The organism is Mycolicibacterium setense (genome assembly GCF_000805385.1).
GTDB classification, from domain to species: Bacteria; Actinomycetota; Actinomycetes; order Mycobacteriales; family Mycobacteriaceae; genus Mycobacterium; species Mycobacterium setense.
Map to the genome: position 1 here is coordinate 491,218 of NZ_JTJW01000006.1, position 25,624 is coordinate 516,841.

26 protein-coding genes are annotated in these 25,624 nt (G+C 65.7%); 14 read left to right on the forward strand and 12 right to left on the reverse strand.

Annotated elements, in window-relative coordinates; translation table 11 throughout:
• Positions 1-21 precede the first annotated feature (21 nt).
• The 4 genes from QQ25_RS13020 to QQ25_RS13035 are packed head-to-tail and all read left to right on the forward strand — an operon-like array spanning position 22 to position 4,811.
• A complete protein-coding gene (locus tag QQ25_RS13020) occupies positions 22-531 on the forward strand; it encodes an ABC transporter permease (protein WP_052235801.1) in 510 nt (169 codons plus the stop codon).
• A gap of 7 nt (positions 532-538) precedes the next feature.
• A complete protein-coding gene (locus QQ25_RS13025; protein ID WP_039379021.1) occupies positions 539-1,267 on the forward strand; it encodes an ABC transporter ATP-binding protein in 729 nt (242 codons plus the stop codon).
• A 26-nt stretch (positions 1,268-1,293) separates the two neighbouring features.
• Entirely contained in the window at positions 1,294-2,838 is a 1,545-nt protein-coding gene (locus tag QQ25_RS13030) for an APC family permease (RefSeq protein WP_029111264.1), read from the forward strand.
• Positions 2,835-4,811 (forward strand): primary-amine oxidase, encoded by a 1,977-nt coding sequence (locus QQ25_RS13035; RefSeq protein ID WP_029111263.1) that lies wholly within the window; start codon positions 2,835-2,837, stop codon positions 4,809-4,811. Before QQ25_RS13030 ends, QQ25_RS13035 begins: the two co-directional genes overlap by 4 nt.
• A gap of 37 nt (positions 4,812-4,848) precedes the next feature.
• On the opposite strand, the gene QQ25_RS13040 is transcribed toward QQ25_RS13035, so the two are convergent.
• The 3 genes from QQ25_RS13040 to QQ25_RS13050 all read right to left on the reverse strand — a co-directional run bounded on the left by QQ25_RS13040 (position 4,849) and on the right by QQ25_RS13050 (position 7,390).
• On the reverse strand, positions 4,849-5,571 hold the full coding sequence (locus tag QQ25_RS13040; protein WP_039320404.1) for an SDR family NAD(P)-dependent oxidoreductase: 723 nt from the start codon (positions 5,569-5,571) through the stop codon (positions 4,849-4,851).
• A gap of 11 nt (positions 5,572-5,582) precedes the next feature.
• The gene (locus tag QQ25_RS13045) at positions 5,583-6,188 is read right to left on the reverse strand and encodes a sigma-70 family RNA polymerase sigma factor (RefSeq protein ID WP_039379022.1); all 606 of its coding nucleotides are present in this window, start codon (positions 6,186-6,188) and stop codon (positions 5,583-5,585) included.
• Positions 6,189-6,475: 287 nt separating this feature from the next.
• Positions 6,476-7,390: an MBL fold metallo-hydrolase gene (locus QQ25_RS13050; RefSeq protein WP_039379023.1), complete on the reverse strand. Its 915-nt coding sequence runs from the start codon at positions 7,388-7,390 to the stop codon at positions 6,476-6,478.
• A gap of 334 nt (positions 7,391-7,724) precedes the next feature.
• Between QQ25_RS13050 and QQ25_RS13055 the strand changes: the two genes are divergently transcribed.
• The 3 genes from QQ25_RS13055 to QQ25_RS13065 are packed head-to-tail and all read left to right on the forward strand — an operon-like array spanning position 7,725 to position 9,905.
• Complete coding sequence (locus tag QQ25_RS13055) at positions 7,725-8,267, forward strand: hypothetical protein (protein WP_052235871.1); 543 nt, start codon at positions 7,725-7,727, stop codon at positions 8,265-8,267.
• Positions 8,268-9,431 (forward strand): glutathionylspermidine synthase family protein, encoded by a 1,164-nt coding sequence (locus QQ25_RS13060; RefSeq protein WP_039318947.1) that lies wholly within the window; start codon positions 8,268-8,270, stop codon positions 9,429-9,431.
• An 18-nt stretch (positions 9,432-9,449) separates the two neighbouring features.
• Entirely contained in the window at positions 9,450-9,905 is a 456-nt protein-coding gene (locus QQ25_RS13065) for a DUF350 domain-containing protein (RefSeq protein ID WP_039318950.1), read from the forward strand.
• A 6-nt stretch (positions 9,906-9,911) separates the two neighbouring features.
• Here QQ25_RS13065 and QQ25_RS13070 read toward each other — a convergent pair whose 3' ends face one another.
• Together QQ25_RS13070 and QQ25_RS13075 are read right to left on the reverse strand one after the other, a co-directional pair.
• Positions 9,912-11,033, reverse strand: a complete 1,122-nt coding sequence (locus QQ25_RS13070) for a glycerate kinase (RefSeq protein ID WP_039379024.1) — start codon at positions 11,031-11,033, stop codon at positions 9,912-9,914.
• A gap of 52 nt (positions 11,034-11,085) precedes the next feature.
• Complete coding sequence (locus QQ25_RS13075; protein WP_039379026.1) at positions 11,086-11,517, reverse strand: MarR family winged helix-turn-helix transcriptional regulator; 432 nt, start codon at positions 11,515-11,517, stop codon at positions 11,086-11,088.
• A 45-nt stretch (positions 11,518-11,562) separates the two neighbouring features.
• Here QQ25_RS13075 and QQ25_RS13080 point away from each other — a divergent pair, with 45 nt between their 5' ends.
• From QQ25_RS13080 to QQ25_RS13095, 4 genes are all read left to right on the forward strand, one after another.
• The gene (locus QQ25_RS13080) at positions 11,563-12,255 is read left to right on the forward strand and encodes a class I SAM-dependent methyltransferase (RefSeq protein WP_039379027.1); all 693 of its coding nucleotides are present in this window, start codon (positions 11,563-11,565) and stop codon (positions 12,253-12,255) included.
• Positions 12,256-12,401: 146 nt separating this feature from the next.
• Positions 12,402-13,151 carry a UMP kinase gene (gene pyrH / locus QQ25_RS13085; protein ID WP_039379029.1) on the forward strand — a complete coding sequence of 250 codons (750 nt, stop codon included), beginning with the start codon at positions 12,402-12,404 and terminating at the stop codon, positions 13,149-13,151.
• 22 nt (positions 13,152-13,173) lie between these two features.
• Positions 13,174-13,731, forward strand: coding sequence for a ribosome recycling factor (gene frr, locus QQ25_RS13090; RefSeq protein ID WP_039318962.1), 558 nt, complete (start codon positions 13,174-13,176; stop codon positions 13,729-13,731).
• A 23-nt stretch (positions 13,732-13,754) separates the two neighbouring features.
• Positions 13,755-14,609 (forward strand): phosphatidate cytidylyltransferase, encoded by an 855-nt coding sequence (locus tag QQ25_RS13095; RefSeq protein WP_234706087.1) that lies wholly within the window; start codon positions 13,755-13,757, stop codon positions 14,607-14,609.
• Here the strand turns inward: QQ25_RS13095 and QQ25_RS13100 are convergent.
• Positions 14,520-15,470 (reverse strand): DMT family transporter, encoded by a 951-nt coding sequence (locus QQ25_RS13100; protein ID WP_082017566.1) that lies wholly within the window; start codon positions 15,468-15,470, stop codon positions 14,520-14,522. The genes QQ25_RS13095 and QQ25_RS13100 overlap by 90 nt on opposite strands.
• A gap of 197 nt (positions 15,471-15,667) precedes the next feature.
• On the opposite strand from QQ25_RS13100, the gene QQ25_RS13105 reads away from it, so the two are divergent.
• Positions 15,668-16,519 (forward strand): LysR family transcriptional regulator, encoded by an 852-nt coding sequence (locus QQ25_RS13105; RefSeq protein ID WP_039318967.1) that lies wholly within the window; start codon positions 15,668-15,670, stop codon positions 16,517-16,519.
• Positions 16,520-16,532: 13 nt separating this feature from the next.
• Positions 16,533-17,624, forward strand: coding sequence for a dual-specificity RNA methyltransferase RlmN (rlmN, locus tag QQ25_RS13110; RefSeq protein WP_039318969.1), 1,092 nt, complete (start codon positions 16,533-16,535; stop codon positions 17,622-17,624).
• Positions 17,625-17,712: 88 nt separating this feature from the next.
• Here rlmN and QQ25_RS13115 read toward each other — a convergent pair whose 3' ends face one another.
• The 4 genes from QQ25_RS13115 to QQ25_RS13130 form a co-directional block, all read right to left on the reverse strand.
• The gene (locus QQ25_RS13115) at positions 17,713-18,126 is read right to left on the reverse strand and encodes a nuclear transport factor 2 family protein (RefSeq protein WP_039379908.1); all 414 of its coding nucleotides are present in this window, start codon (positions 18,124-18,126) and stop codon (positions 17,713-17,715) included.
• A gap of 68 nt (positions 18,127-18,194) precedes the next feature.
• Positions 18,195-19,679 carry an aldehyde dehydrogenase family protein gene (locus tag QQ25_RS13120; protein WP_039379031.1) on the reverse strand — a complete coding sequence of 495 codons (1,485 nt, stop codon included), beginning with the start codon at positions 19,677-19,679 and terminating at the stop codon, positions 18,195-18,197.
• 178 nt (positions 19,680-19,857) lie between these two features.
• Complete coding sequence (locus QQ25_RS13125) at positions 19,858-20,415, reverse strand: TetR/AcrR family transcriptional regulator (RefSeq protein ID WP_039320416.1); 558 nt, start codon at positions 20,413-20,415, stop codon at positions 19,858-19,860.
• Positions 20,416-20,458: 43 nt separating this feature from the next.
• The gene (locus QQ25_RS13130; RefSeq protein ID WP_039318974.1) at positions 20,459-21,598 is read right to left on the reverse strand and encodes a phosphotransferase; all 1,140 of its coding nucleotides are present in this window, start codon (positions 21,596-21,598) and stop codon (positions 20,459-20,461) included.
• A 57-nt stretch (positions 21,599-21,655) separates the two neighbouring features.
• Between QQ25_RS13130 and QQ25_RS13135 the strand changes: the two genes are divergently transcribed.
• The gene (locus QQ25_RS13135) at positions 21,656-22,843 is read left to right on the forward strand and encodes a CoA transferase (RefSeq protein ID WP_039379032.1); all 1,188 of its coding nucleotides are present in this window, start codon (positions 21,656-21,658) and stop codon (positions 22,841-22,843) included.
• On the opposite strand, the gene QQ25_RS13140 is transcribed toward QQ25_RS13135, so the two are convergent.
• A complete protein-coding gene (locus tag QQ25_RS13140; protein ID WP_039379034.1) occupies positions 22,824-25,037 on the reverse strand; it encodes a glycoside hydrolase family 3 C-terminal domain-containing protein in 2,214 nt (737 codons plus the stop codon). The genes QQ25_RS13135 and QQ25_RS13140 overlap by 20 nt on opposite strands.
• Positions 25,038-25,073: 36 nt before the next feature.
• Positions 25,074-25,610 carry a TetR/AcrR family transcriptional regulator gene (locus tag QQ25_RS13145; protein ID WP_039379036.1) on the reverse strand — a complete coding sequence of 179 codons (537 nt, stop codon included), beginning with the start codon at positions 25,608-25,610 and terminating at the stop codon, positions 25,074-25,076.
• Positions 25,611-25,624 lie beyond the last annotated feature (14 nt).

The window sequence follows — 25,624 nt, forward strand, 5'->3', positions numbered from 1 at the left end:
GCACTTCGGCGTATCCGCGAAATGGTCCTGCCCGTGGTGACCACCGCCACCGGCTCCTTCTTGGTGGTGCTGGTGTTCGGGATGTCGGCCGGAATCCGCGCGCAGTCAGCGACACTCGGACACGCCGAGGAGATCGACCGGGCGGTGATCCTGATCGCGGTCACCGTGCTGCTCGTCGGGGTGGTCGAAGTTGCGGTGGCCACCACCCGAACCGTGGCGCACCGGACCCGTGAGCTCGGGGTGCTCGGAGCCAACGGCATACCCCGCGCCCCCGTGATCGCCGCTCTTCTCGTCGAACCGGTGGTGGCCGCGGTCCTGGGCGCGCTGCTGGGTGCGGTCTCCGCAGGTGTCACCGGCATCGTGGTGGAGCTGGTGGATCTGGCGCCGACCGGGGTGTCCTACGCCGGGTTGGCAGTCGGCGCGGCGATCGCCCTCGGGGTCAGCGTCGCTGCCGCGGTCGCAACGAGTTTCGTGCCGACCTTCAACGCCGCATCACGTCCGCCCATTCGATCCCTTACCGCGGGAGGTTAACCCGATCATGACCGCACTCGACGATGCCGTAACCACCGCTGCACCTGACACCGGGCCTGTCACCAAGCCTGTCATCGAGGTCAGCAATGTATGGAAACTGCACAAGCTCGGCGACGAGGTGGTCAAGGCCCTCGTCGCCGCTGAACTCCAGGTGATGCCGGGGGAGTTCGTCTGCCTGATGGGACCGAGCGGCAGCGGAAAATCCACACTGCTCAATATCATCGGCGGGCTGGATCGTCCGACGAAGGGCACTGTCACGATCAGCGGTCAGGACACCGCGCAACTGACCGAGAGCCAGTTCGCGGCATTGCGTCACGACACCATCGGGTTCATCTTTCAGAGTTACAACCTGATCCCGTTCCTGTCGGCGGTCGAGAACGTCGAACTTCCCCTGATGTTCGAACCCTATGACCGGAAGTCGTTGCGCAAGCGTGCAACCGAACTGCTGGAGCTGGTGGGGCTGGGGCATCGCATCCACCATCAGCCCACCAAGATGTCTGGTGGTGAACAGCAGCGCACCGCGATAGCCCGGTCGCTGATCAGTAACCCGACGCTGGTACTGGCCGACGAGCCAACAGCCAACCTCGACCACCGCACGGGGGAGACGGTGGTGCGCATGCTGCGCGACCTGTGCTCGACATTGGGCGTCACGGTCGTCGCAAGCACCCACGATCCCACGGTGGCCGATGAAGCGAGCCGTGTCGTCCGGATGCGAGACGGACAAATCGTCAGCTGAATCAACGGTATTGGGAGACGACACACATGACACAAGAACTGACCGCGCACGCGAGGAGCAATCCAACCGAGGCCGCGGCGCCGTCAGAGCGTGACAAGCTGATGACGACCGAGCTGGTCCCTGAACAGATCCTGCCCAAGGTGATGAGCACGTTCGGCCTCACTGCGGCCTACGTGTTCATCATCTGCTGGGTGACCGGCTCCTCGGTGATGGCCGCAGGAGGATGGACTGCGATCCCGATGTGGGTGCTGGGCATCCTGACGTTCCTGATCCCTGCCGGAATGGCCGTGGTGGAGCTGGGCAACCTCTGGCCGGGGCAGGGCGGGGTCTACATCTGGGCCACCCGCACGATGGGGGAGACCTGGGGATTCATCGGCGGGTACCTGTCGTGGGTGCCGGTGATCCTCAACGCCGCATCATCGCCCGCGGTGGTGTTGCAATTTCTGCTACTGGCTTTCCACACCGAACTCGGCCTGACCACCAGCATCATCCTGCAATTGGTGATTCTGTGGACGGTCATCGGGCTGGCGCTGGCGAAGCTCGCCGCCAATCAACGGATCATGAACGTCGTCTTCGTGGTCTACGCGATCTTGACGCTCACGATCTTCATCTGCGGCGTGCTCTTCGCCACCAAGAACGGCTCGGCCACCCCGTTCAGCTGGTCCGACGCGACGATTCCGAACTTCGCAGTCGCGGGCTTCCTGTACGGCACGGTGCTGCTGTATCTGCTCGGTGTCGAGACCCCGTACAACATGGGCGCGGAGTTCCTGTCGGTGCGCAAGAGCGGGCCGAAGATGATCTTGTGGGGTTCGGCCGCGCTGGTGGCGATCTACCTGATGACCACGCTCGGCACGATGATGGCTCTTCCCGGCGACCAGATCAATCCGGTGACCGGTGTCATCGGCATGCTGGATGTCGCCGGCTTCCCGGGTCTGATGGAGATCTGCGCCGTCGTGTTGGCCTTCATCATCATCGTGGCGCTGATGACCTACCAGGTCGCGTACTCGCGGTTGATCTTTGTCTCCGGGCTGGAACGTCACCTGCCGCGCATCTTCACCCACCTCAATCCGCGCACCCGCAATCCGGTGACCGCGATTCTGATCCAGGGCGTCATCTCGTCGCTGATACTGGTCGGGCTCTACTCGCAGTCCAGCATGGCCAACGTCACCATCTACCTGCAGGGCGGCCTGTCCACGGTGTGGCTGTTGTCCGGGTTCTTCTTCTTGATCCCGGTGCTGGTGGCGCGCAAGAAGTACGCCGATCGCTATGAGACCGAACAGTTCTGGCGTATCCCCGGCGGAATGGTCGGGGTATGGATCACCGTCGTGGTGGGCACGCTGGCCACCATCGGTGGCGTCTACTACTCGTTCGTGACGCCGTGGATCAAGGGAGTCTCCACCGCCAACTGGATGACCTGGGTGGGCAGCATCAGCCTGGGCATGTTCGCCCTCGGTCTGGTGGTGTACGTCTTCGGCCGCCGCTCGGCACACAAGGTATCGCAGGAAGATGCCCTGGCCCATCTCGCCGTATTCGACCTCGACAAGACTGAAGCGGAGGACACACCCAAATGACCATGGACAGCACCCTGGTGCCGACCGAATCGACCGACGCCGCCGGCCGCTATCCGCTCGATCCGCTGACCGGCGCCGAGATCGAGGCGGCCGCGGCCGTCATCACCGAATCGGACTACGCCACACCGACCTTGAAGTTCGTCATGATCCAACTGGCCGAGCCGGCCAAGACTGCCGCGCTGTCCTTCACAGCGGTGACCGAGGTTCCGCGTCAGGCGTTCGTGACGATGTATGACGGTGCCGCCAAGCTGATCTACGAGGCCGTCGTCGACCTCGATGCGCGGGTGATCGATTCGTGGACCCCGATTCCCGGCCGGTTCCCGTCCTATCTCGTCGAACACATGACGGGGGTGGAGGAGAAGGTGCGGGAGGACCCGCGATGGCAGGAGGCCATGCGCAAACGGGGTGTCACCGATTTCAGCCTGGCGATGATCGACCCGTGGCCTGCCGGCTATTACGGCGCACAGGACCACTACGAGAACTCGCCGCTGATCTGTCGGCCGCTGACCTTCATGCGCGCGGCACCGTCGGAGAACGGCTACGCGCGGCCCGTCGAAGGCCTGATCGTCACGTTCGACCTCGACAATATGGAGATCGTCGACATCGAGGACCACGGTGCGGTCCCACTACCGTCCAAGAGCGGCAACTACTCCGGGCAGTTCATGTTCACGCCCGACAACCGGCCCGCATTCACGCAGTTTCGTGACGACGTCAAGACGATCGACATCGCCCAACCCCACGGGCCCAGCTTCACCGTCGACGGATGGAACGTCACCTGGCAGAAATGGTCATTGCGGGTGGGGTTCAACCCCCGTGAGGGCCTGGTGCTGCATGAGGTGACCTACACCGACCGTGGCGAGGTCCGGCCCATCATGTATCGCGCCGCACTGTCGGAAATGGTGGTGCCATACGGCGATTCGTCGCCGACACACTGGAACAAGAACGTCTTCGACATGGGTGAGGTGGGGATGGGCTTCTCAGCCAATCCGTTGACCCTGGGTTGTGACTGTCTCGGTGAGATCTTCTACTTCGACGGTACGGTCAACGACTCCAGCGGCAACGCCGTCACCATCCCCAACGCGATCTGTATGCACGAGGAGGACTACGGGATCTCCTGGAAGCACACCGATTTCCGAACCGGCGAGGTTGAGGTGCGGCGGTCCCGGCGGTTGGTGATCTCGATGATCTGCACGGTGGGCAACTATGAGTACGGATTCTTCTGGTACTTCTACAACGATGCCTCCATCGAGATGGAAGTCAAACTCACCGGCGTGCTGACCACCGGCGCGATTCCCGACGGCGAGACCCCGCGCTGGGGCAAGATGGTGGCACCCGGGATGTACGGACCCAACCACCAGCACTTCTTCAACTTCCGCATGGATATGAGCATCGACGGCCCGGGAAACAGTGTGTACGAGGTGGATTCGATCCCCGAGCCGAACCCGGAACTGAACCCGCACCACAACGCCTGGATAACCCGGGACACCCTGGTGGCCTCGGAGTCCGAGGGCGCCCGCGACTGGGAGCATTCGACCGGTCGGTACTGGAAAGTGGTCAACCCGTCCAAGCTCAACGAATTCGGCGCACCGGTCGGCTACAAGCTGATGCCCAAGGACATCGTCCCGGTGATGGTGCAGGAAGGCTCGGTGATCTATGACCGGGCTCGATTTGTCCAGCACAATTTGTGGGTCACCCGTTATGACGCGAGGGAACTCTACGCCGCGGGGGACTACATGTATCAGAGCGCCGAGGCCCAGGGGCTACCGCAGTATGTGGCCGACGACGCGCCGCTCGCGGACACCGACGTCGTGCTCTGGTACACCGTGGGTGCCCACCATGTGGTGTGCCCGGAGGACTGGCCGGTGATGCCGTGCCACTACACCGGCTTCAAGCTCAAACCGGTGGGATTCTTCGATGGCAACCCGGCACTGGATGTTCCACCCTCACCGCCGGCGGCCTGCCATCACCACTGAGATGGCGTCAACCGATGGGGCTCACGCGCGTTCGATCTCAGATTGCGCTGCCGCCGCCATCGGCGTGCAGCGTCGAACCGGTGATGAAACTCGAGCGTGGTGAGGCGAGGAACAGCACTGCGTGGGCGATTTCCTCAGGATCGGCGGTGCGCCCCAACGGCAGTGAGCGGCCGAGCTCTTCGTTGGTCTCGCCCCACTCCGCCGCCACGCCTTCGGTTCTGGTCGGACCGGGCGCGACGCTGTTGACCCGGACACCACCTGCGCCGAACTCGGCGGCCCAGGTGCGGGTGAGGGATTCCACGGCTGCCTTCGAGGCGCTATAGACCGACGCACCGGGGACGCCCTTCGATGCGACCATGGTGGTGACGTTGATGATGCTGCCGCGTCCCCGCTCGAGCATCCCCGGCACGAGGCCGGCGGCGAGGAAGTAGACGCCGCGGACATTGGTGTCGAAGGTCTTCTCGAATGCGCCGATTCCCTGGTCGACCGTCAGCGCGGCCGGGAAGCTGGCTGCGTTGTTGACCAGGATGTCGACGTTACCAACTTGCTGTACAAGCGATTTCACGGAATCGATGTCGGCCAGGTCGGCTTGCACAAAGCGAACATTCCCCTTGACATCGGCAGCGGCGGCTTTCCCGCGGCCGGCGTCCCTTCCGGTGATGATCACCGACGCGCCGGCGCCGGCCAGCAATCGGGCGGACGCGAGGCCGATGCCCGCGGTGCCGCCGGTGACCAATGCGGTCTGCTCTGACAGTTCCACTGTCCACTCCTTCATGCGATGTGTTGTGAGACTTCGGAGTCGGAGTACCGACTGCGGGCGAGGGGTGCCAATGAGGCGCGCAGCCGTTGCCGACTCCGCGACACCCGGGACGTCACCGTGCCGACGGGGACGTTCATGATCGATGCGGTTTCTGCGTAGGTGTATCCCTGGACCTCGGCGTAGTACAGCGCCGTGGTGAAGCCTTCGGGCAACGCGGCAAGTGCCTGTCGAACCTCGTTGTGCGGCAGGTCGTTCAACACCTGCGCCTCGGCTGACTGCAAACCGATCGCGGAATGCGCCGCCGCATGGATCAGGTCGCGGTCGGTGATCTCGTCGACCGCGACTTCGGCGGGCCGCCGTTGAGCGCGGCGATGGGCGCTCACCCAGCGGTTGTAGAGAATTCGGAACAACCACGCTTTGAGGTTGGTCCCCTCCTTGAATGTCCGAAATCCCGTGTACGCATGCAGCAGCGTGTCCTGCAGCAAGTCTTCGGCGTCGGCTTCGGTGCGGGCCAGTCGACGCGCGCCGCGCGCCAGTGCGTCGAACAGCGGCACCACCTCTTCGGCGAACCGTGCCGCAAGCTCTGGGTCGGGATCCGACCCGCCGGCGACCTTCATGATGGACCTCCAGGTGCTGCGATGTGTGGTGAAAGCCCGCTCGGACTGTCGAATTCAGACTGCTGGTTTCGCGAGCGGAGCGGACCCCTGGAAGTCCGTAGTCGATGGTCAGTAGTGGCGGCGGTCTCGGTTGTCGATGAACCCCTCCGATACGGCGCGGACGGGTACCTCCGGCGTCAGAACATTTGCGTCCTGACGCCGGAGAACCCGTCCCAGGCGCCTCAACCCGTGTGGTGGTCCACCCGGGCGTGATGCGAGTTATGCCGTTCGTCCCTCACCTCACGAGGTCAGTAATCCCAGACCGCCGGGACGCACCGGAAGACGTCGCCGGCGACTGCCACTCGGCAGACGGACGGGAACGGGAGGTGCGTCGCCACCAGCGACTCACCCGTGGCCGCAAGCTCTCGCAGCAGACGGACGCGGACGCGGGCCGCTTCCTCGGGGTCGTGTTCGAATCCGTTCTGCCACTCGGGGTTGTCGAACCCGGGGGCGAACACGGCGTCGCCGGCGAACGTCAGCTTCTCGCCGCGGGACTCCAGGCGGACGACGCTGTGCCCTGGGGTGTGACCACCGGTTCGGGTGATGAGCACCCCCGGTGCGACCTCATACTCCGTCTCGAACGTCCGCAGTTGTCCGCGGTACTCGTCCAAGAACTGCGTGGCGACCCTCCGAAGCACGTCCGGTATCGGCTGCGGCATGACGGTGCGCGAGAAATCGGGCGCCTCCCAGAACTCGGCCTCTGCGGTCGCTGCGTGGACCCGCAGATCCGGCCGCAGTCGCGCCTTCAGCCCCTCGGTGAGCAGCCCGCCCACATGGTCCATGTGCATGTGGGTGAGCACCACGTCGGTCACCGATGCGAGATCGACACCGGCGGCCTCCAACCGCTGGACGGTCTGACCGGCCCGGGGGAAGTCCGGGAACTCCAGCCCGAGGCCGGCGTCGACCAGGATGGTCTGATCGCCGCTGCGCACGACGACCACGTTGAGCGGCCAGTCGACGACCTCGGGAGGCAGGAAATTGTCGTCCAACCAGCTCGCCAACTCGGCCGGCTCGGTCGTGGTTGCCAAGGTCGAGGCAGTAATCGGCAACACCCCGTCGCTGATGACCAGCACCTCGATGTCGCCGACCGGCTGCGCGTAGCGCGACGGAACCAACTCGTCGAGACCCGAATTACCAAGGCGCGAAATATTGTCCAAGCTCATGTTTCTCCTCCTGAGGGCGTGACCGAAGAAATCTTCGAAATGGGTGTTCGGTCTGTGAAACGCCCTTCGGTGGCGGGAACGATCCAGCGATCGGGCAGACGTCGTCCCTGGGCAGTCGCGTCGGTGAGCGCTTCGAGAACCTGTCCGCGGTGGGCGAATGTGAAGTGGAGGTTCGAGGCCGTGGATAACTGACGGCCGGCGCTGCGATGATTGCGCCTTATGCTTTCCACCAACTGGAGGAACCGCATGCGGATCGTCCTCCTATGATGACCGGCAGGTATCACTGTTGCGGGGGGTGTGAATGACGTCAGGGCCGAACGACCCGAACCACTCGATGAGCTATGACCCGCTGGGGCCAGATCGAGGATCGATTCGCTGGCAGGATCCGGCCACCGCCACGCCGCGGCCTCCGACCGTCGCCGAGGCACGTCAGCGGGACAAAGCGCAGAAGGCCCGTGAGGCGGCCGAGCAGTTCGCGGCCCTGCAGGAGCAGAAGGCGCAGGAGCGCAAGGCCCGCAACGGCAAGATCCTGATGGGCTCGGTGGCCGTGGTCGGTGTGGTGGGGGTGGTCGCGTTGGGCTACCACCTGCTGCACAAAGAGGAAATCGCAGCGTCGTGCGTCAAGGACGGCACCAACGAGGTGGTGCCCGATTCGTATTGCTCCAGTGGCCACAGCAGCTCCGGGGGCACCTTCATCTACCTTGGCTCGCCGTACCGGTACTACTACGGCGGCAACAACGGGGGAGTGGGCACCATCGCCCGAGGCGGAACGCTGGAGATGCCCAAGGGCACCACCGCCAAGACGAAGTCGGGGACCTCGATCTCCCGGGGCGGATTCGGCTCGTCGTCCAGCTATGGCGGAAGCTCGGGCAGCTGAATGCGGCGTCAACGCAGTTCCCCGCGGGCCGGCTGGGAACAGATCGTCGCCGACCAGGGCATGTGTTTCGGGACTCCGGCGCGTGACGCGACCGGTGCCGACCGGCCGTACTGGGACGAATCGGTGCATTACGTCTTCGACATGGACGAGGTGCTGTCGATCGAGGCCTCCGTGGAAGTGCTGCACTCGATGTGCCTGGAGGCCGTCGAGCACGTGGTGCTGACCGGGCGCTACCGCGACTTCGGGCTGCCCGAATGGAGCTGGGAACACATCGAGAAGTCCTGGCGGCGCAGTGATCCGCACCTGTACGGCCGGTTCGACCTGCGTTACGACGGCCGCAGGCCCCCGGTACTGCTGGAGTACAACGCCGACACCCCGACCACGTTGCTGGAAGCAGCGATCCTGCAATGGCACTGGAAGACCGACGTGTACCCGGCAGACGATCAGTGGAACTCGTTGCACGAGAAGCTGGTTGAGCGCTGGGGTGAGATCCGGGACCGCCTGCCCGGGCCGGAGACCTACTTCACCTGGTCGGGTGCCGAGGTCAGCGGTGAGGATCACGTGACCGTTGCCTATCTGCAGGAGTGTGCGGCCGAGGCAGGGCTGCGCACCGTGGGGCTGGCCATCGAGGACATCGGCTTCGACGCCGACCTCGACAGGTTCGTCGACCTGGAGGAAGCTCCCATGTCGTCGATCTTCAAGCTCTACCCCTGGGAGTGGATGCTCGACGACGATTTCGGCCGCCGGGCAGTCGAACAGATGCCCTCCACCATGTGGGTGGAACCGCTGTGGAAGACGCTGCTGAGCAACAAGGCGATCCTGGCGGTGCTGTGGGAGATGTACCCCGGGCATCCGAACCTGTTGCCCGCCTATGTGGATGACCCGCACGAGCTCACCGACTATGTGCGCAAGCCCAAGCTGGGGCGGGAGGGCGCCAACATCACCATCGTCGGCGCCGGCTACGAGACCGAGACGGGTGGCGTCTACGGCGAAGAGGGCTATGTGTACCAGTTGCTGGATCCACTACCGCAATTCGACGACATGCGCCCGGCGTTGGGTGCATGGATCGTCGGCGACGAATCTGCCGGCCTCGGCATCCGCGAGACCTCCGGTCTCGTCACCGACAACGGCGCTGCCTTTGTGCCACACCGCATCCCGCTGTGACCTGGAAGGAATAATCCTATGACAACCACTCTGGTTGCGCTCGACTCCGATTACTGGTCGGTTCTGGGCCACGGGGTCTCGGCGATCGTGTTGTACACGATTGTCGGTGTGGCACTGATGATCCTGGGTTTCTACGTGATCGACTGGACCACGCCCGGGCCGTTGCGGACCTTGGTGCGAGCCGGCCGGCCCAATGCCGCCGCGGTAGCGGCCTCCGGGGTGGTGTCGATGGCATTCATCATCGTTCTCGCCATCTATTCCTCGTCGGGCGACCTCATCCACGGTCTCATCATGACGTTGGTGTTCGGGCTCTTGGGCATTGCGGCCCAGGCGTTTTCCGTCCGGCTGATCGGCGCGATCAAAGGCATCGACATCGGCATGGTGCTGGCCTCCGAGCGGTTCACGCCGCAGGTCCTGGTCGTGACGGCCTCTTACCTGGCGTTCGGGCTGATCGTCGCCGCAGCGATCCTCTAGGTCGCGCTACAAGGCGCGGCAGACTTCGGCGGTCGCACGCGTCAACGCGGCCGCGCCGTCACGCAAAGCCTGTTCCAGTGGGACGCCCGGTGCGGTGATGGGCACCAATTTCTCGACACCGTTGGCCAGCAACACATCGGCATCCGCTGCCACGCGGCCGGCGAAAATCACCACCCGGGCACCGGTGCGCGCAGCCATCTGGGCGACACCGAACGGTGTCTTGCCCAGCATGGTCTGGGCGTCGACACTGCCTTCACCGGTGAACACCCAGTCCGCACCGGTCAGCGACTGCTCCAAGCCAACGGTCTGGGCGACCACTTCGACACCCGGAGCGCATTCGGCGGCAAGGAATTCCATCAGGCCGAAGCCGAGACCGCCGGCAGCTCCGGCCCCCGGGCGGTCTGGTCGGGCGTGGCCGAGCGCAGCCCGCGTCACGTCCACCAGCTGCGCCAGGGCGGCGTCGAGCACCGCGACATCGGCCGGGGTGGCGCCCTTCTGTGGCCCGAAAACCGCACTGGCACCGTCGGTTCCGAGCAGCGGCGCGGTGACGTCGGACGCCACCCGGACGGTGACATCGGCCAGCCGGGGGTCCAGACCCGAGACATCGATGTGCTGCAGCCGCGCCAGCGCCGCGCCGCCGGGCGGCAGTACGGCGCCGTCGCCGTCGGTGAAGACGACACCGAGAGCGGCGAGCATGCCGACCCCGCCGTCGTTGGTCGCCGATCCGCCGATCCCGATCAGCAGCTCGGTCGCACCGTGATCCAGGGCCGAGGTGATCAGCTGGCCGACTCCGAAGGTGCTGGCGCTCAGGACATCCCGGTCCGAAGGTGCCACCAGTTCCAGACCTGAGGCGCCGGCCATCTCGATCACTGCGAGGCGGCGTGCGGCGATGGAACCGTACGTGGCGCGCGTGGGCCGGCCCAGTGGATCGCTGACCTCGACCGTGATGCGGTCGCCACCGAGCGCGTCGACGACGGCGTCCACCGTCCCCTCGCCGCCGTCGGCCATCGGCACCCCGATGCATTCGGCGTCGGGCAGTACCGACCGGACACCTTCGCGCATCGCCGCCACCGCTCGCGACGCGGTCATCGACTCCTTGAAAGAGTCCGGGGCCAGAACGATCTTCATCCGAACCGGGACATTACCGACTGCGAGGCCGCTCGGCGCGGTGGAGCGCCCGTCAGAACACCGCTTGGGCCAGGAGTCGTTTGAGTTCGCGTCGCTGGCCGGAATCGAGTCGCTCGAGGACCTCGTCCTCGGCGGCAAGTACCGCCGCTTCGGCCTGTTTGAGCAACTCGGTGCCCTCGGTGGTCAGTTCGGCCGGCAGCGCCCGTCCTGAATCGACCGTGGCAGGTCGGCGCACCGCACCGCGCTGCTGTAATCCGCGCACCACGTTGTTCATCGCCTGTGGTGAGACGTTGGTGTGGCGGGCGAGTTCGGCGTTGGACTGACCGGGGGCCATGGACAGCACGCGCAGGCAGACGAATTCCGGCAGCGTGAGTCCGAGCGGTTGCAGCTGCGTGGCGACCTTCGGTTGCAGCACTGCGACCACGCGGTACATCAGGTATCCGAGAGGCTGCTCCTCAAGGACGCCCCCCACATCGGCGTTCATATCAAGCATATTGACACATATCAACCAGGTTGATATACCGGACGTATGACCACGCCGAGCGAAATGTCAGATGCCATGTTCGAATCCGCTTACCGCGGTGAAGCTCCCGAGTTCGCCGGGGTCCGTCCGCCGTGGAGCATCGGCGAACCCCAGCCCGAGATCGCGGCACTGATCGCCGAAGGGAAGTTCCACGGCGACGTGCTCGACGCCGGCTGTGGAGAAGCGGCCACGGCCCTCTACCTTGCCGAGCAGGGGTTCACCACGGTCGGGCTGGACCAGTCGGCCACCGCCATCGAGCTGGCCAGGGCCGAGGCCGCCAAGCGGGGGATTACCAACGCCAGCTTCGAGGTTGCCGACATCAGTGTGTTCACCGGCTATGACGGCCGCTTCGGCACCATCGTCGACTCAACGTTGTTCCACTCCATGCCGGTGGAACTCCGTGACGGCTACCAGCAGTCGATCGTGCGGGCCGCCGCGCCCGGCGCGTCCTACTTCGTGCTGGTGTTCGACAAGGGGGCGATGGGCGACACCGGGCCCGCCAACCCGGTCAGCGAGGATGAATTGCGGGAGGTCGTCGGCAAGTACTGGGTGATCGATGACGTTCGCCCGGCCCGCATCCACGCCCACGTGCCACCGGAATTCGCCAACTTTGCCGATTTCGCCGGAGCGGACCTCCGCGACGAGGCCAACGGCCGCAAGTCGATGGCGGCCTGGCTGCTTCAGGCGCACCTGGGGTAGTTGCGGGCTGACCTGCGCCCGCCGGCGACACTCGGTCCGCGAAAGCTCCCCGAGCTAGGTGTGCTGCCCGGCATAGGGCAGGATAGAGAGGCCGTCCAGGGTGAACCCGGGTGGCTCTCTACATGCGAGGAGTGCCGAGGAGACCGATGGCGGATCCGAATATCGCCGACGAGGGCGCAGCACCCATTCGTCCCTTTTACACGAGGGTTCTGCTGAAGCTTGGCGGAGAGATGTTCGGCGGTGGCCAGGTCGGCCTCGACCCCGATGTCGTGCACCAGGTGGCCCGCCAGATCGCCGCAGTGGTGCGCAGCGGCGTCCAGGTCGCCGTCGTGATCGGCGGCGGCAACTTCTTCCGCGGCGCCCAACTGCAACAGCGCGGCATGGAGCGCACGCGAAGCGACTACATGGGCATGCTCGGAACTGTGATGAACAGCCTTGCGCTGCAAGACTTCCTGCAGAAGGAGGGCATCGACACCCGCGTGCAGACCGCCATCACCATGGGCCAGGTGGCCGAGCCGTACATCCCTTTGCGCGCAGTGCGCCACCTGGAAAAGGGTCGCGTCGTCATCTTCGGTGCAGGCATGGGCCTGCCCTACTTCTCCACCGACACCACCGCCGCGCAGCGGGCCCTGGAAATCGGGGCCGACGTTGTGCTGATGGCCAAGGCCGTCGACGGCGTCTACACCGCCGACCCGCGGGAAGACCCGAACGCCGAGCTGCTCACCGAGGTAAGCCATCGCGAGGTCATCGATCGCGGCCTGCGGGTCGCCGATGCCACCGCCTTCAGTTTGTGTATGGACAACCGGATGCCGATGCTGGTGTTCAACCTGCTCACCGAAGGCAATATCGCCCGCGCGGTGGCGGGTGAGAAGATCGGAACACTGGTCACCACCTGAACGGGAAACGGGAGAAGCCGACGTGATCGACGAAACTCTCTTCGACGCTGAAGAGAAGATGGAAAAGGCCGTAAGTGTGGCCCGTGACGACCTGGCCACCATTCGGACCGGCCGGGCCAATCCGGGCATGTTTTCCCGCATCAACATCGACTACTACGGGGCGACGACGCCGATCACGCAGATGGCGAGCATCAACGTCCCCGAGGCGCGCATGGTCGTGATCAAGCCCTACGAGGCGGCCCAGCTCAAGCCGATCGAGGATGCGATCCGCCACTCCGACCTCGGGGTCAACCCGACCAACGACGGCAGCATCATCCGGATCTCCATTCCGCAGCTCACTGAGGAACGCCGCCGCGAGCTGGTCAAACAGGCCAAGTCCAAGGGCGAGGACGCCAAGGTCTCGGTACGCAACATCCGCCGCAAGGCGATGGAAGAGCTCAGCCGCATCAAGAAGGACGGCGAGGCGGGCGAGGACGAGGTCGGGCGCGCGGAGAAGGACCTCGACAAGTCCACCCACACCTACACCAGCCAGATCGACGAGCTGGTCAAGCACAAGGAAGGCGAACTGCTGGAGGTCTAGTGGCCGATCAGCAAGTACCTTTCGTGACAAACACACCGGTCGGAGAACCGAAGAAGAAGCAGTCCCGGGCCGGCCGTAACCTTCCGGCCGCCATCGCCGTCGGCGTCGTCCTCGGCGCCATGGCGATCGGCACCCTCCTGTTCGCGCCGATATGGTGGCTGCCGTTGCTCGCGGTGGCCATCGCCATCGCCACCCACGAGGTGATCCGGCGGCTGCGCGAGCACGGTTATGCGCTGCCCACCATCCCGCTGCTGCTCGGTGGCCAGGCGATGATCTGGCTGACCTGGCCGTTCGGAGCGGTCGGGCTACTGGGCGCCTACGGCGGGACGATCGTCGTCTGCATGGTGTGGCGTCTGGTCGGCCAGGGTCTCAATCAGCAACCGGTCAATTACCTGCGCGATATCGCCGCCACAGTGCTGCTCGCCACGTGGGTGCCGATGTTCGCGGCGTTCACCGCCCTGCTCATCTTCGCCGACCACGGCGGTGCCCGGGTTTTCACCATCATCGTGACGGTCGTCTTCGCCGACATCGGCGGTTATGTCGCGGGCGTCCTGTTCGGCAAGCATCTGCTGGCGCCGGCGATCAGCCCCAAGAAGTCCTGGGAGGGCCTCGGCGGTTCGCTGGTGTTCGGCATCGCCGCGGCCGTTCTGTCGGTCGCGTTCCTGCTGGACAAACCCGCGTGGGTGGGTGTGCCGCTCGGCCTGCTGCTGGTCATCACCGGCGTGCTCGGCGACCTCGTCGAATCGCAGATCAAGCGCGACCTCGCCATCAAGGACATGGGCACGCTGCTACCCGGTCACGGCGGGATCATGGACCGTATCGACGCCATGCTGCCGTCCGCGGTCGTCGGCTGGATCGTGCTGACGCTGCTGGCGTGAGCCGCCTTCGCTGCGCGCCCCCGATGCGTTCAGCCAGCACGCTGCCGCGCCCAGGACCAGTCCCGCGGCGATGCCGATGTCGACGCGTTCCCCGAGCATCAGCCAGGACAGCACCCCCGCGACCGCGGGGATCACGCAGAACAGCATCGCGACCGCCGAAGCGCCGTGCAGATTGATGGCCCGCACGTACAGCGACACCCCGAGTATCGCGTTGAGCAGTACCACGCCGGTCACCGCCAGCACCGCTTTGGCGGCGTCATGCACCTCGACCGGCGTGCTGAGCGCCAGCGCCAACGCCGGCACGAGTGCGACCGTGTTCTGCACAGACGTCGAAGCCCGAAAGTCGACATCGGAGCAGAACCGTTGTTGGTAAACGCCGCCGGCGGCCAGACCGAGCAACGCCACAAGTAGCAATCCGACCACCGGGTCGATCCCACCCGAGCTGACCAGTCGCGTCGCGCATGCCGCCAGTACGGCGGCCACCCCGAGCGCCAAGGCGATCACACGACGTGGCGTCAACCGGTCTCGCAAGAACATCGCGGCCAGCAGCGCGGTCGCTACCGGGTTCATCGCGATGACCACCGCGCACAGCACCGCCGGTGCCCCATGCTGAATCGCGAGGTAGAGCGCGCAGAACTGCACCGCCTGCATGAGCAGGCCCGCCACTGCGACATGGAAAAGCTTGCGGCCGGTGGGGAAGCCGACCCGGGCCACGCCTGCCCAGGCGCCCAGGACCAGCCCCGCGAGCCCGAACCGAACAGCCAGTACCGCCATCGGGGAGAGGGCGTGCACGGCCAGGTTCCCGATCGGATAGCCCAGGGCGTAGAAGAACGTCACGGCCGTCGCCGTGCGCGCCGGCATCGGCTGAATTGCTCCTCGCGTTTGCAGCGCAGTGGTCGCCATGATTCCCATCGTGGGTGAGCCCCGCACCGCCGGTCCAACGATTATCGGCAATCGCGATCGATCGTAAATGCTGATCAATCACGTGGAATAACACGGAGAATAGAGCGAACACGCTGGTTTTTGATCGTATGCACTGATCGGAGTACGTTGACCGCATGGGACAGGTGCTGGACATCGCACCGCTGCGCAGCCTGGTGGCGGTGGCGGACTGTGGCGGGTTTCACCGCGCCGCGGCGGTGTTGCACATGACGCAGTCCGCCGTCAGTCAGCACGTGCGGCGCATCGAGGCCGTCGTCGGCGGTCCCGTCGTCGAACGGTCCGGCCGCGGTGTCGCCTTCACCGAACTGGGTCATCGCGTGCTCGGTCACGCCAGGGGGATTCTGGCCGCCCACGACGCTGCGCTGGCCGATCTCGGTGCGGCCGAGGAACAGGTTCTGCTGATCGGCGCCACCGAGCACGGTGCCGATGTCATGTTGCCCGCTCTCACCGCGGCGCTGGGCGAGCGGTTACCCAATTGGCGTCTGCGGTTTCGTCTCGACCGCAATGTCACGCTCGCCGAGGCCATCGAACACGGTCTGGTCGATCTCGCCGTGATGCTCGACGGCTCCGGAATGGATCCCGCTCACGCTTCTGGAACGCTTGCGCTGCAGTGGGTTTCGGGCCGCAATTTCGCAACTGCGGCGAACCAGCCGTTGCCGGTGGTGCTCTTCTCCGAACCTTGCACGCTGCGTGAACCCACATTCGCAACCCTTGACCGGTGCGGGATCGACTACCGCATCGTCGCCGAATCCGCGAACCTGGCCGGCTTGTTCGCGGCGGTGCGCTCCGGCCTGGGCGTCGCGCTGCTGCCGATGATCGGCCGACTTCCCGACGGGCTGTGTCTGGCCGAGGGGCTGCCCCCGGCCAGCCGCGCATCGGTGTTCGTCCGCGGTCGCGCCGGCGTGGACGCCGATGTCCTGACCACTGTCGAGCGGACAGTTCACGACGTTCTCGCCGGACAAGCCTGATACTGGAGAGAACATGAAGCAGGAATTGGTCTTCGAAGCACCCCGACGCGGCATGCCGCCGCGGCATCTTGCCGACCTCGACGAGGACGGCCGTTCCGCGGCGGTCGCTGAGCTGGGCCTACCGAAGTTCCGGGCCAAACAGCTGGCCAACCAGTACTACGGCAGGCTCATCGCCGACCCGCAGCAGATGACCGACCTGCCCGCGGCCGTGCGCGATCAGGTGGCCGAGGCGCTGTTCCCGACACTGCTCGATCCGGTGAAGCAGATCCAGTGCGACGCGGGGGAAACTCGCAAGACGCTGTGGCGCGCGGGCGATGGCACCACGTTCGAGTCCGTCCTGATGCGTTACCCGCAGCGCAACACGGTCTGCATCTCGTCACAGGCCGGCTGTGGCATGGCGTGTCCGTTCTGCGCGACCGGGCAGGGAGGCCTGCAACGCAACCTGTCCACCGCCGAGATCCTCGAGCAGGTGCGGGCAGCCTCGTCGGCCATGCGTTCGGAACATGACGGCAGGCTGTCCAACATCGTGTTCATGGGGATGGGCGAGCCGCTGGCCAACTACAACCGAGTGCTGGCCGCCGTGAAGCGGATCATCGCGCCACCGCCGAACGGTTTCGGGATCAGTGCGCGTTCGGTGACGGTGTCGACGGTGGGTCTGGCCCCTGCGATCCGCAAACTGGCCGACGAGCGCCTCGGTGTCACCCTGGCCGTGTCGTTGCACACTCCCGACGATGAACTGCGCGACACGCTGGTGCCGGTGAACAACCGGTGGAGTGTCGACGAAGTGCTCGACGCCGCGCGCTACTACGCCGACGTCACGGGCCGCCGGGTGTCCATCGAATACGCGTTGATCCGCGACGTCAACGACCAGCCTTGGCGCGCAGACCTTTTGGGCAAGAAACTGCACAGCAAGCTGGGGGCGCTGGTGCACGTGAACCTCATCCCGCTCAACCCCACGCCGGGCAGCAAGTGGGACGCCAGTCCCAAACCTGTCGAACGGGAGTTCGTTCGCCGGGTTCAGGCCAAAGGCGTGTCATGCACGGTTCGCGATACCCGGGGGCGTGAAATCGCCGCAGCCTGTGGTCAGTTGGCCGCCGAGGGCTGAGCCGTCACTGCTCTGACTCTGCGCGTACGGCGCTGTGTACTCGTGTTTTATCGCCAAGGATGCAGAATCAACGGGGCTGACGGAGCAGTCACTTCGTCGGCGGGTTGGCGAACCAGAGGTTCTCCTCACGCAGGCCGCGACTGCGCCAGCCGTCGGGTGTGCGAACCAGTTCGTGGTGGTAATACCCGCCGCACGCGCTGGTCTCTGTCATGCCCGGCAACTGCATGGGGTTGTAGAACATCGCGCGCACGGTCGCGTTGTCGCCGTCGTTCTCGAGGATCTCGACGTTGGTGATGTAGTGCATGCTCCACGGGATCACGCCGAAGTTGGCGGCGAACCAGTCGACGACGTCATCACGTGTCCCCACGATGGCGCCCGCCGACGAGTAGTCGATCTGGGCGTCCTCGGTGAACACCGACCGGTACAGCTCCCAGTCCTTGGTGTCGACTGCCCGGGCGTACCGGTACAGCAAGGCCTGGATCAGCAATTCGTCCATGGTCATCCTTCCCGAGCGTGCACACAGATCGCGTTCCGAGGCCAGATCGCGATCTGTGTGCACCGTCGGCGTAGTTACTCGGGCATGCCGATGGTCTTGGACTCGAAGTACTCCTTGAAACCTTCCTCGCCGTTACGCCGGCCCAGGCCGCTCTGCTTGGAACCGCCGAACGGGCTGTTGATGCCGAAGTGGCTGCGGCTGTTGATCGTGACGTTGCCGGTCCGGATGCGCCGCGCGATCGCGAATGCGCGGTCCACGTCGCCGGACGAAACCTCCCCGGACAAGCCATAAATGGAGTTGTTGGCGATGGCGACGGCCTCGTCGTCGGAGTCGTATGGGGTGACGGTCAGCACCGGGCCGAAGATCTCCTCCTGGGCGACCTGTGAGTCGGGGTCGACGTCGGCGAGCAGGGTGGGCTGGGTGTAGTAGCCCGTGGGCAGGTTCTCCGGAACGCCGCCACCGGTGACCAGCCGTGCACCCGAATCGATTCCGGACTTGATCAGGCCGAGCACCTTCTCGCGCTGGGTCTGGCTGATCTGTGGACCCTGCATGATGCCCGGGGTCCACGGGTCGCCGACCGGAAAGTTCTCCATCGCGCCCTTGAGCAACTCGACGCCCTCGTCGTAGCGGCTGCGGGGGAGCAGTATCCGGCTGGGCAGGATGCAGGACTGTCCGCTCATGACGCAGGCCATCATCGCCGCGATCGGCAACGCCGAGTTGAAGTCGGCGTCGTCGAGCACGATGTGGGCGGACTTGCCGCCCAGCTCGAGCATGGTCTTTTTGACCGTGGAAGCGCCGGCGGCCAGGATGGCGCGCCCGGTCGCGGTCGATCCGGTGAAGGTGATCATGTCGACCCGGGGGTCGGCGGACAGTGCGGCGCCGACCTCGTTGGCATTCGAGACGACGACGTTGAACACGCCGGCCGGGATGTCGGTGTGCTCGGCGACGATGCGGCCCAACTCGGTCCCCGACCACGGGGTCAGCTGGGCCGGCTTGAGCACCACGGTGTTGCCCGCCATCAGTGCCGGAACCGTCTCGGCGATGTTGAGGTAGAACGGCACGTTCCACGGGGTGATCGCCCCGACCACGCCCACGGGTTCGTAGGCGATCTTGCGCCGCGCCGGCCCCAGCTGGGTTTGGTGCACCCCGTTGTCGACGACGTAATCGAAATTCTTGCCGTGCTCTGCCCAGTGCTTGACCTCGCCGATCGGGTCCTCGATCTGCGAGCCGGTGACGGTGATCGGACAGCCGACCTCGGTGATCAGTACCCGCCGCAGCCGCTCCTTCTCGGCCTCCAGCGCATCGTGCAGCTGCATCAGGCAGTGGTACCGGAACTCGACGTCGCGGCTCCAGTCGGTTTCGTCGAAGGCACGCCGGGCGGCGCCCACCGCACGTTCGACGTCGGCCACCGTGCCATCGGTCGCCTGGCCGGCCACCTGCTCACTGGCGGGATGGATCACGTCGAATTTCGCACCGCTGCCGGTGTATTGGAGCTCGCCGTCGATGAGCATCCGCTCGTCGCCGGCCAGCACGCCGGTGTCGCTCTGCACCTGAGTCATACCGACAGCTTTACAAAATTTGCGTGTCGTGTCACCCCTTTGGGGAAACGATTGACCGATCGGCAAGTCTCTGCGATCGTAGAGTGTCACGAAAGGGTGGCGGTGGACATTCGAGAGTCATGCCAGTGTGGCGGAGCGGAGGTGCCCAGGGCTCCCCGAGGTCAAGTGCGGGAGCAGATCAGTTTGCGTCGGTCTGCTTGATGCCGACGGCGTGACGCAACTGCGCGAGGAACTGATCGCCGTCGTCGCTGCGCACGATGTAATGCGAGATCGCGACCCGGATCGCGGTGGCAGCCTTGACCGGGGCGTTGGCGCCCGACAGGAGTTTGAGCAGCCGAGCGCGCATCAGCGGTATCACGTTGGCCAGCTGGGCGATCACGACTTCGGGTTCGATGTCGACCAGCCGGACACCGGAATACGACTGCTGGTATCGCACGATGAAACGCAGTGCGGCGTCGAGCTTCTCGGTGCCCCGGAGGCCGACGGTGGCGCGGCTCATGCCATGGTCGAACATCTCGCGCTCATAGGTGCCGAAGGCGTCGAGAAGTTCCTGTTTGTCGGCGAACCAGCGGTACAGCGTGGGCCGGGAGACACCGGCCTGCAGTGCCACCTCGGAAAGGCTCAATTTGGTCTGGCCGCTACGGGCCAGCACCTCGGCCGTCGCGACCAATATCCGGTGTCGCGTCGAGGTGTCTTCGACTGATGCGTCCCGCTGTGCGGGTACAGGTTCATTCACGTCCTGGCCTTGGTTCATGGTGGTTCACCAAATGGTAGGACCATCAGAGCAACTTCTTGAGTATTGCCACAGTCTCCAGGTCGGCCAAAGCAGCTACGCCCCGCCGCGCGCCTTCCAATGCGATGCCTTCGTCCTGCATACCGCCGAGTCCGGCGGTGATGACCGGTGCGGCGTACGCGTAGATCGCCCCTAGTCGGTATCGCTCCCACAAGTCGTCACGATCGAGCGCCGGACCACCGGCCGCGGCCAGCGCGCGGCGGTATTCGTCGAGCAGGTCACGTTCGGCGGCCTGCCGATCCGGCGTGGTCATGCAGGTGGCGAGCGTATACGCCAGCTCGCGGCCGGGATGGCCGCGGCGTACGGCCTGCCAGTCGAGCAGGCCCGCCTCGCCGTTGCGGAAGAACAAATTGCCCGGATGCGCGTCGCCGTGCATCACCGTGTGCGGCGGACGGTCGAGGAGTTGGGCCGCCGCCCGATAGTTCTCGTCGATGAACCGGCCGTCGGCCACGGGGATGTCGGTGGTCTCGGCCAGCCGTTTGGTCGCCAGCTTGAGCAGGGAGCCGGTCATCAGCGAGGTGTGATCACCCGATGCCGAGTACAGCCATCCGAGCGGTCCGCTGCCGGGGCGCGCCGGCAGCCGATTCCAGAACGCCGCATGCACCCGGGCCAGTAGCTCGACGGTCTGTGCCGCACGGTCCTTGTCCAGGGGGTGCAGGGTATCGAGGAACTCACAGGGGCTCGACCCCAGGTCCTCCAACACCACGACGTACCGGCCGGTGAGGCCGTCGAAGGCCGCGCCGTAGGCACGCGGAACCCCGGGCAGCCCACCGGCCAGTTGTTGATAGAAACGCACCTCGGTGTGCCCCAGCCGGCCCAGCTCGCCCATCATGCGGGTGGCCGCGGTTTCGGCCGGCATCTTCACGAACACCGATTCGGGCACCCCGGCACCCGTCAGCGCCAGCCGGGCGCGCGACGACGTACCCGCATCGCCGCCGATGACCGACACCGATTCGACCTTGCTCCCGGTCAGTTCCGACAGGTACGCCGCATCGAGGTCTGCGATGCGGCGGGGCAGTGCCCGCATGCGCCCGATGACCGCGTCGGTTGCGATACGTTGCACGCCGTGGCCGATGTGTGCGGCCAGGCCCGCGACAGGGACGAGGCGGCGGGCCGGTGTGAGCATTCGTCAAGTTTACAAATGTGCGACAGATTGTAAAGCGCTTTCGGAAAGGGAAATGCGATGGCGGGTCCGTTGGAGGGGTTTCGGGTCATCGAGTTGGGTGTCTGGGTGGCCGCGCCGGCCGCCGGAGCGATCCTGGCCGACTGGGGTGCCGACGTCGTCAAGATCGAGCCGCCGTCGGGCGACCCGGCGCGAACGTTCGGGCGGATGCTCGGCCTGGATCCGGACCTGGGTGTGGCGGCCAACCCGCCCTTCGAGATGGACAACCGGTCCAAACGCAGCATCGTGCTCGACCTGGGGACCGCTGATGGACTCGGTATCGCAAGCGAATTACTTTCCAGCGCAGATGTTTTCCTGACAAACGTGCGCCCTGCCGCGTTGCGGCGGCTGCAACTCGACTTCGACACCGTCGCGGCACGCAACCCGCGTCTGGTGTACGGACTTCTCACCGGATACGGACTGACCGGACCAGAGGCCGACCGGGCGGCCTATGACGTCGCCGCCTTCTGGGCTCGCGCGGGCTTGGCCGATCTGCTGACCCGCCCCGGAGACACCCCACCCTTCCAGCGCGGCGGTATGGGGGACCACTCCGCGGGAATGACGCTGGCCGCCGCCGTGTGCGCTGCGCTGCTGGCCAGAAACCGCACGGGCACAGGACAATTGGTCAGCACCTCACTGTACCGCCAGGGTGCCTACACCGTCAGCTTCGACCTCAACACGCTGCTGATGAGCGGTCAGCAGATCGCGATCGGACAGCGCGAGGCGATGGCCAACCCCTGTATGAACAACTACACCGCAGGCGACGGGAAACGGTTCTGGATCGTCGGACTGCAAACGGACCGGCACTGGCCCGCACTGTGTCGGGTGGTGGCTCGCGAAGAGTGGTTGACCGATGAACGTTTTGCCACTGCGCGGGACCGATACGTCAACGCGCGCACGTTGATCAGTGAGCTGGACGCCATCTTCGCCGGCCGGCCCATGGAGCACTGGGCCGGATTGTTCGACGAGGAACCCGACTTCTTCTGGTCACCGATCAACAGCCTCGACGACGTCATCGCCGACGAACAGTTCCATGCCGCAGGAGGCATCGTCGAAGTCCCCGACGGGGTTTCGACAGTGCCGATGGTTGCCAGCCCGGCCGACTTCTCGAACACCCCATGGCAACCGCGCACGGTCGCCCCTGCGCTCGGGGCGCACACCGACGAAATTCTTGCCGAGCTACGGGCGGTCAGGCTCGCTGAGCGTTGATCCCGGCGAGCAGCTCATCGAGCTGCTCACCGGTGACCTTGCCCGCCGAGAAGCCGGCCATCCGTCCGATCGGTACGGATTCCAGCATCCGCAGCAGGTTCATGCCGAGTGCGGAATCGTCTGTGCCGAAAGGGGAAGCGCTGCTCAGCACCGTCGCGATCGTTTGTGCGGCTACCGGGTCGGCGAGCAGCTCACCCAGCGTTGATTCGCGGGTGAACGGTCGCAGCGGCTCGTCACCCTCCACTGTCACCGACACACTCAGCCGCAGGTCCCGGCTCGACGCGCCGATCGACACCAGATACTCGCCGGATTCGAGCACCCAGCGTCCGGCATCTAGACTCCAGTACGCGAGATCGGCTCGGCTGACCGGGATTTCGACCTTGCTTCGCTCACCCGGGTCGAGGGTGACGGAGCCGAACCCGGCCAGCCATCGGACCGGCCTGCCGACGGCGGAGCCGGGGTGCCCGGCGTAGACCTGCACCACCTCACGGCCCGACCGGGTGCCGATGTTGGTCACCGTCAGGCGCACGACGAGCCCCTCGCCGGTGGCGGCCACCTCAAGACCGGAGTAGTCGAACCGCGTGTAGGACAAGCCGTGTCCGAACGGGAACGTCACCGGCATGTCCCGGGCGTCGTACCAGCGGTAGCCCACGAACATCCGTTCCCCGTAGACGGTATGGCCCGCTTCGGACGGAAAGTTGAGATAGGCCGGAGAATCCTGCAGTCGCAGAGGCACCGTCTCGGCCAGCCGGCCCGACGGGTTGACGGCGCCGAACAGTACATCGGCCAACGCTCCGCCGCCGGCCTGCCCCAGCAAGGCTCCGTCCAGCAGAGCCGGGGCCAGGCCGGCGACAGCGTCGAGGCGCACCACGCCGCCATGGGACAGCACCAACACCGTGCGGGGCTGGGCCGCGACCACGGCGCGGAGCAGGTCGAGTTGGGGCGCGGGCAGGTCGATGTGCTCGCGGTCGTATCCCTCGGACTCCTCTTCGGCGGTGAGGCCGAGGAATACGATTGCGGCATCGGCAGATTCAGCGGTTGCCACCGCAGCGGCGATGTCGGTTCCCTGGGAGTAGCTCACCGGGTGATCGCCTGCGAACCTACGGATCTCGTCGAGCGGAACGTCGAGGCGCGTGGGATTCACATGGGAACTGCCACCGCCCTGATATCTGGGCTCCTGGGCGAATCCGCCGATGACCGCCAGTGGTGACGGCTCCAGTGGCAGCAGATCATCATCGTTCTTCAGCAATACGATCGCCCGCTGTGCCGCCTCGCGGGCGAGTTGGTGATGTGCATCGACATCAAAAGATGTTGCGGTGCCGGCCGTTTCAGTAGCCTTCGTGGCCAGCCGGGCCACTCGGCCCGCCGCCTGGGCGACCACATCCGCGTCCAGTGTGCCGGCACGTACTGCGTGCACCACCTCGGCGTCGGAGATGCCTCCGGTTGTCGGCATCTCCAGATCCAAACCAGCGGCCACGGCGGCCACCCGGTCTGCCACTGCGCCCCAGTCGCTGACCACCACGCCGTCGAATCCCCATTCGTCGCGCAGCACCGTGGTCAGCAGCCACGCGTTCTCCGACGCGTAGACCCCGTTGATCCGGTTGTAGGAGCACATCACCGTCCACGGCTGGGCCTGGCACACCACGATCTCGAACGTCCGCAGGTAAAGCTCACGCAGTGTGCGAGCGTCGACGTCGGAACTGGCCCGCATCCGGTCGTGTTCGGCGTTGTTCACCGCGAAATGCTTGAGCGATGCGCCGACACCGCGGCTCTGCACCCCGCGGACCCACGCAGCACCAAGCGTGCCCGACAGCAGTGGGTCCTCCGAGTAGTACTCGAAGTTGCGCCCACAGCGTGGATCACGCTTGATGTTGACTCCGGGGCCCAGAAGCACATGCACACCGAGCGCGCGGCTTTCGTCGCCCAGCGCCCGACCGACGCGTTCGACCAGTGCGGGATCCCACGTCTGGCTGAGACCCACCGCAGGCGGAAAGCACGTCGCCGGTTCGCTGCCGGACAGACCCAGATGATCTGTCGCGCTACCTGATTGCCTGCGCACGCCGTGCGGGCCGTCGGTCAGCACGATCTCCGGCACGGGGCCGACCGCCTTCGTGGTCCAGAAGCTCGCGCCGCTGCCCAGCGCGGCCTGTTCGGCCAGATCGAGTCCGGCGGTGGGATCAGCTGAGTCGGTCACCGAGCCCAGGGTAGCGTCGTACGTGGAAAGCCCTGGTCAATGCTGGTTCTTGACCCCGGCAGCATGGCGGAGCTGCGCGAGAAAGTCGTCGGCGTCGTCGCTGCGCACCAGGTAGTGGCAGACCGCCACCCGCACCGCGGTGGCCGCCGCGATGTCGGCATCCGGTCCGGTTGTCAGGCGTTGCAGGCGTTCGCGCATCAGGGGGATCACCTGGGTGAGCCGCTTGATGACGTGTTCGGGTTCGATGTCGACCATCCGCAGCCCCGGATACGACTGCTGATATTCGACGACCGTCCGCAGTGCGGCGTCCAGGTGTTCGTCGTCGGGAAGTTCCGCGGAGGCCTGCGCCACGGCCTGCTCATAGGTCTTTCGCTCCCACACGACGAACGCGTCGAGAAGTTCCTGTTTGGAGGCGAACCAGCGGTAGAGCGTGGGCCGGGAAACCCCGGCCTGCAGGGCGACCTCGGACAGGCTGAGTTTGGTCATCCCGTTGGCCCCGAGCACCTCGGCGGTGGCAGCCAGGATCCGTCCTCGAGTGCTGCTGTCGTCATCGGTGGACGATACTTCCGCCATGCCCACAGCTTTAC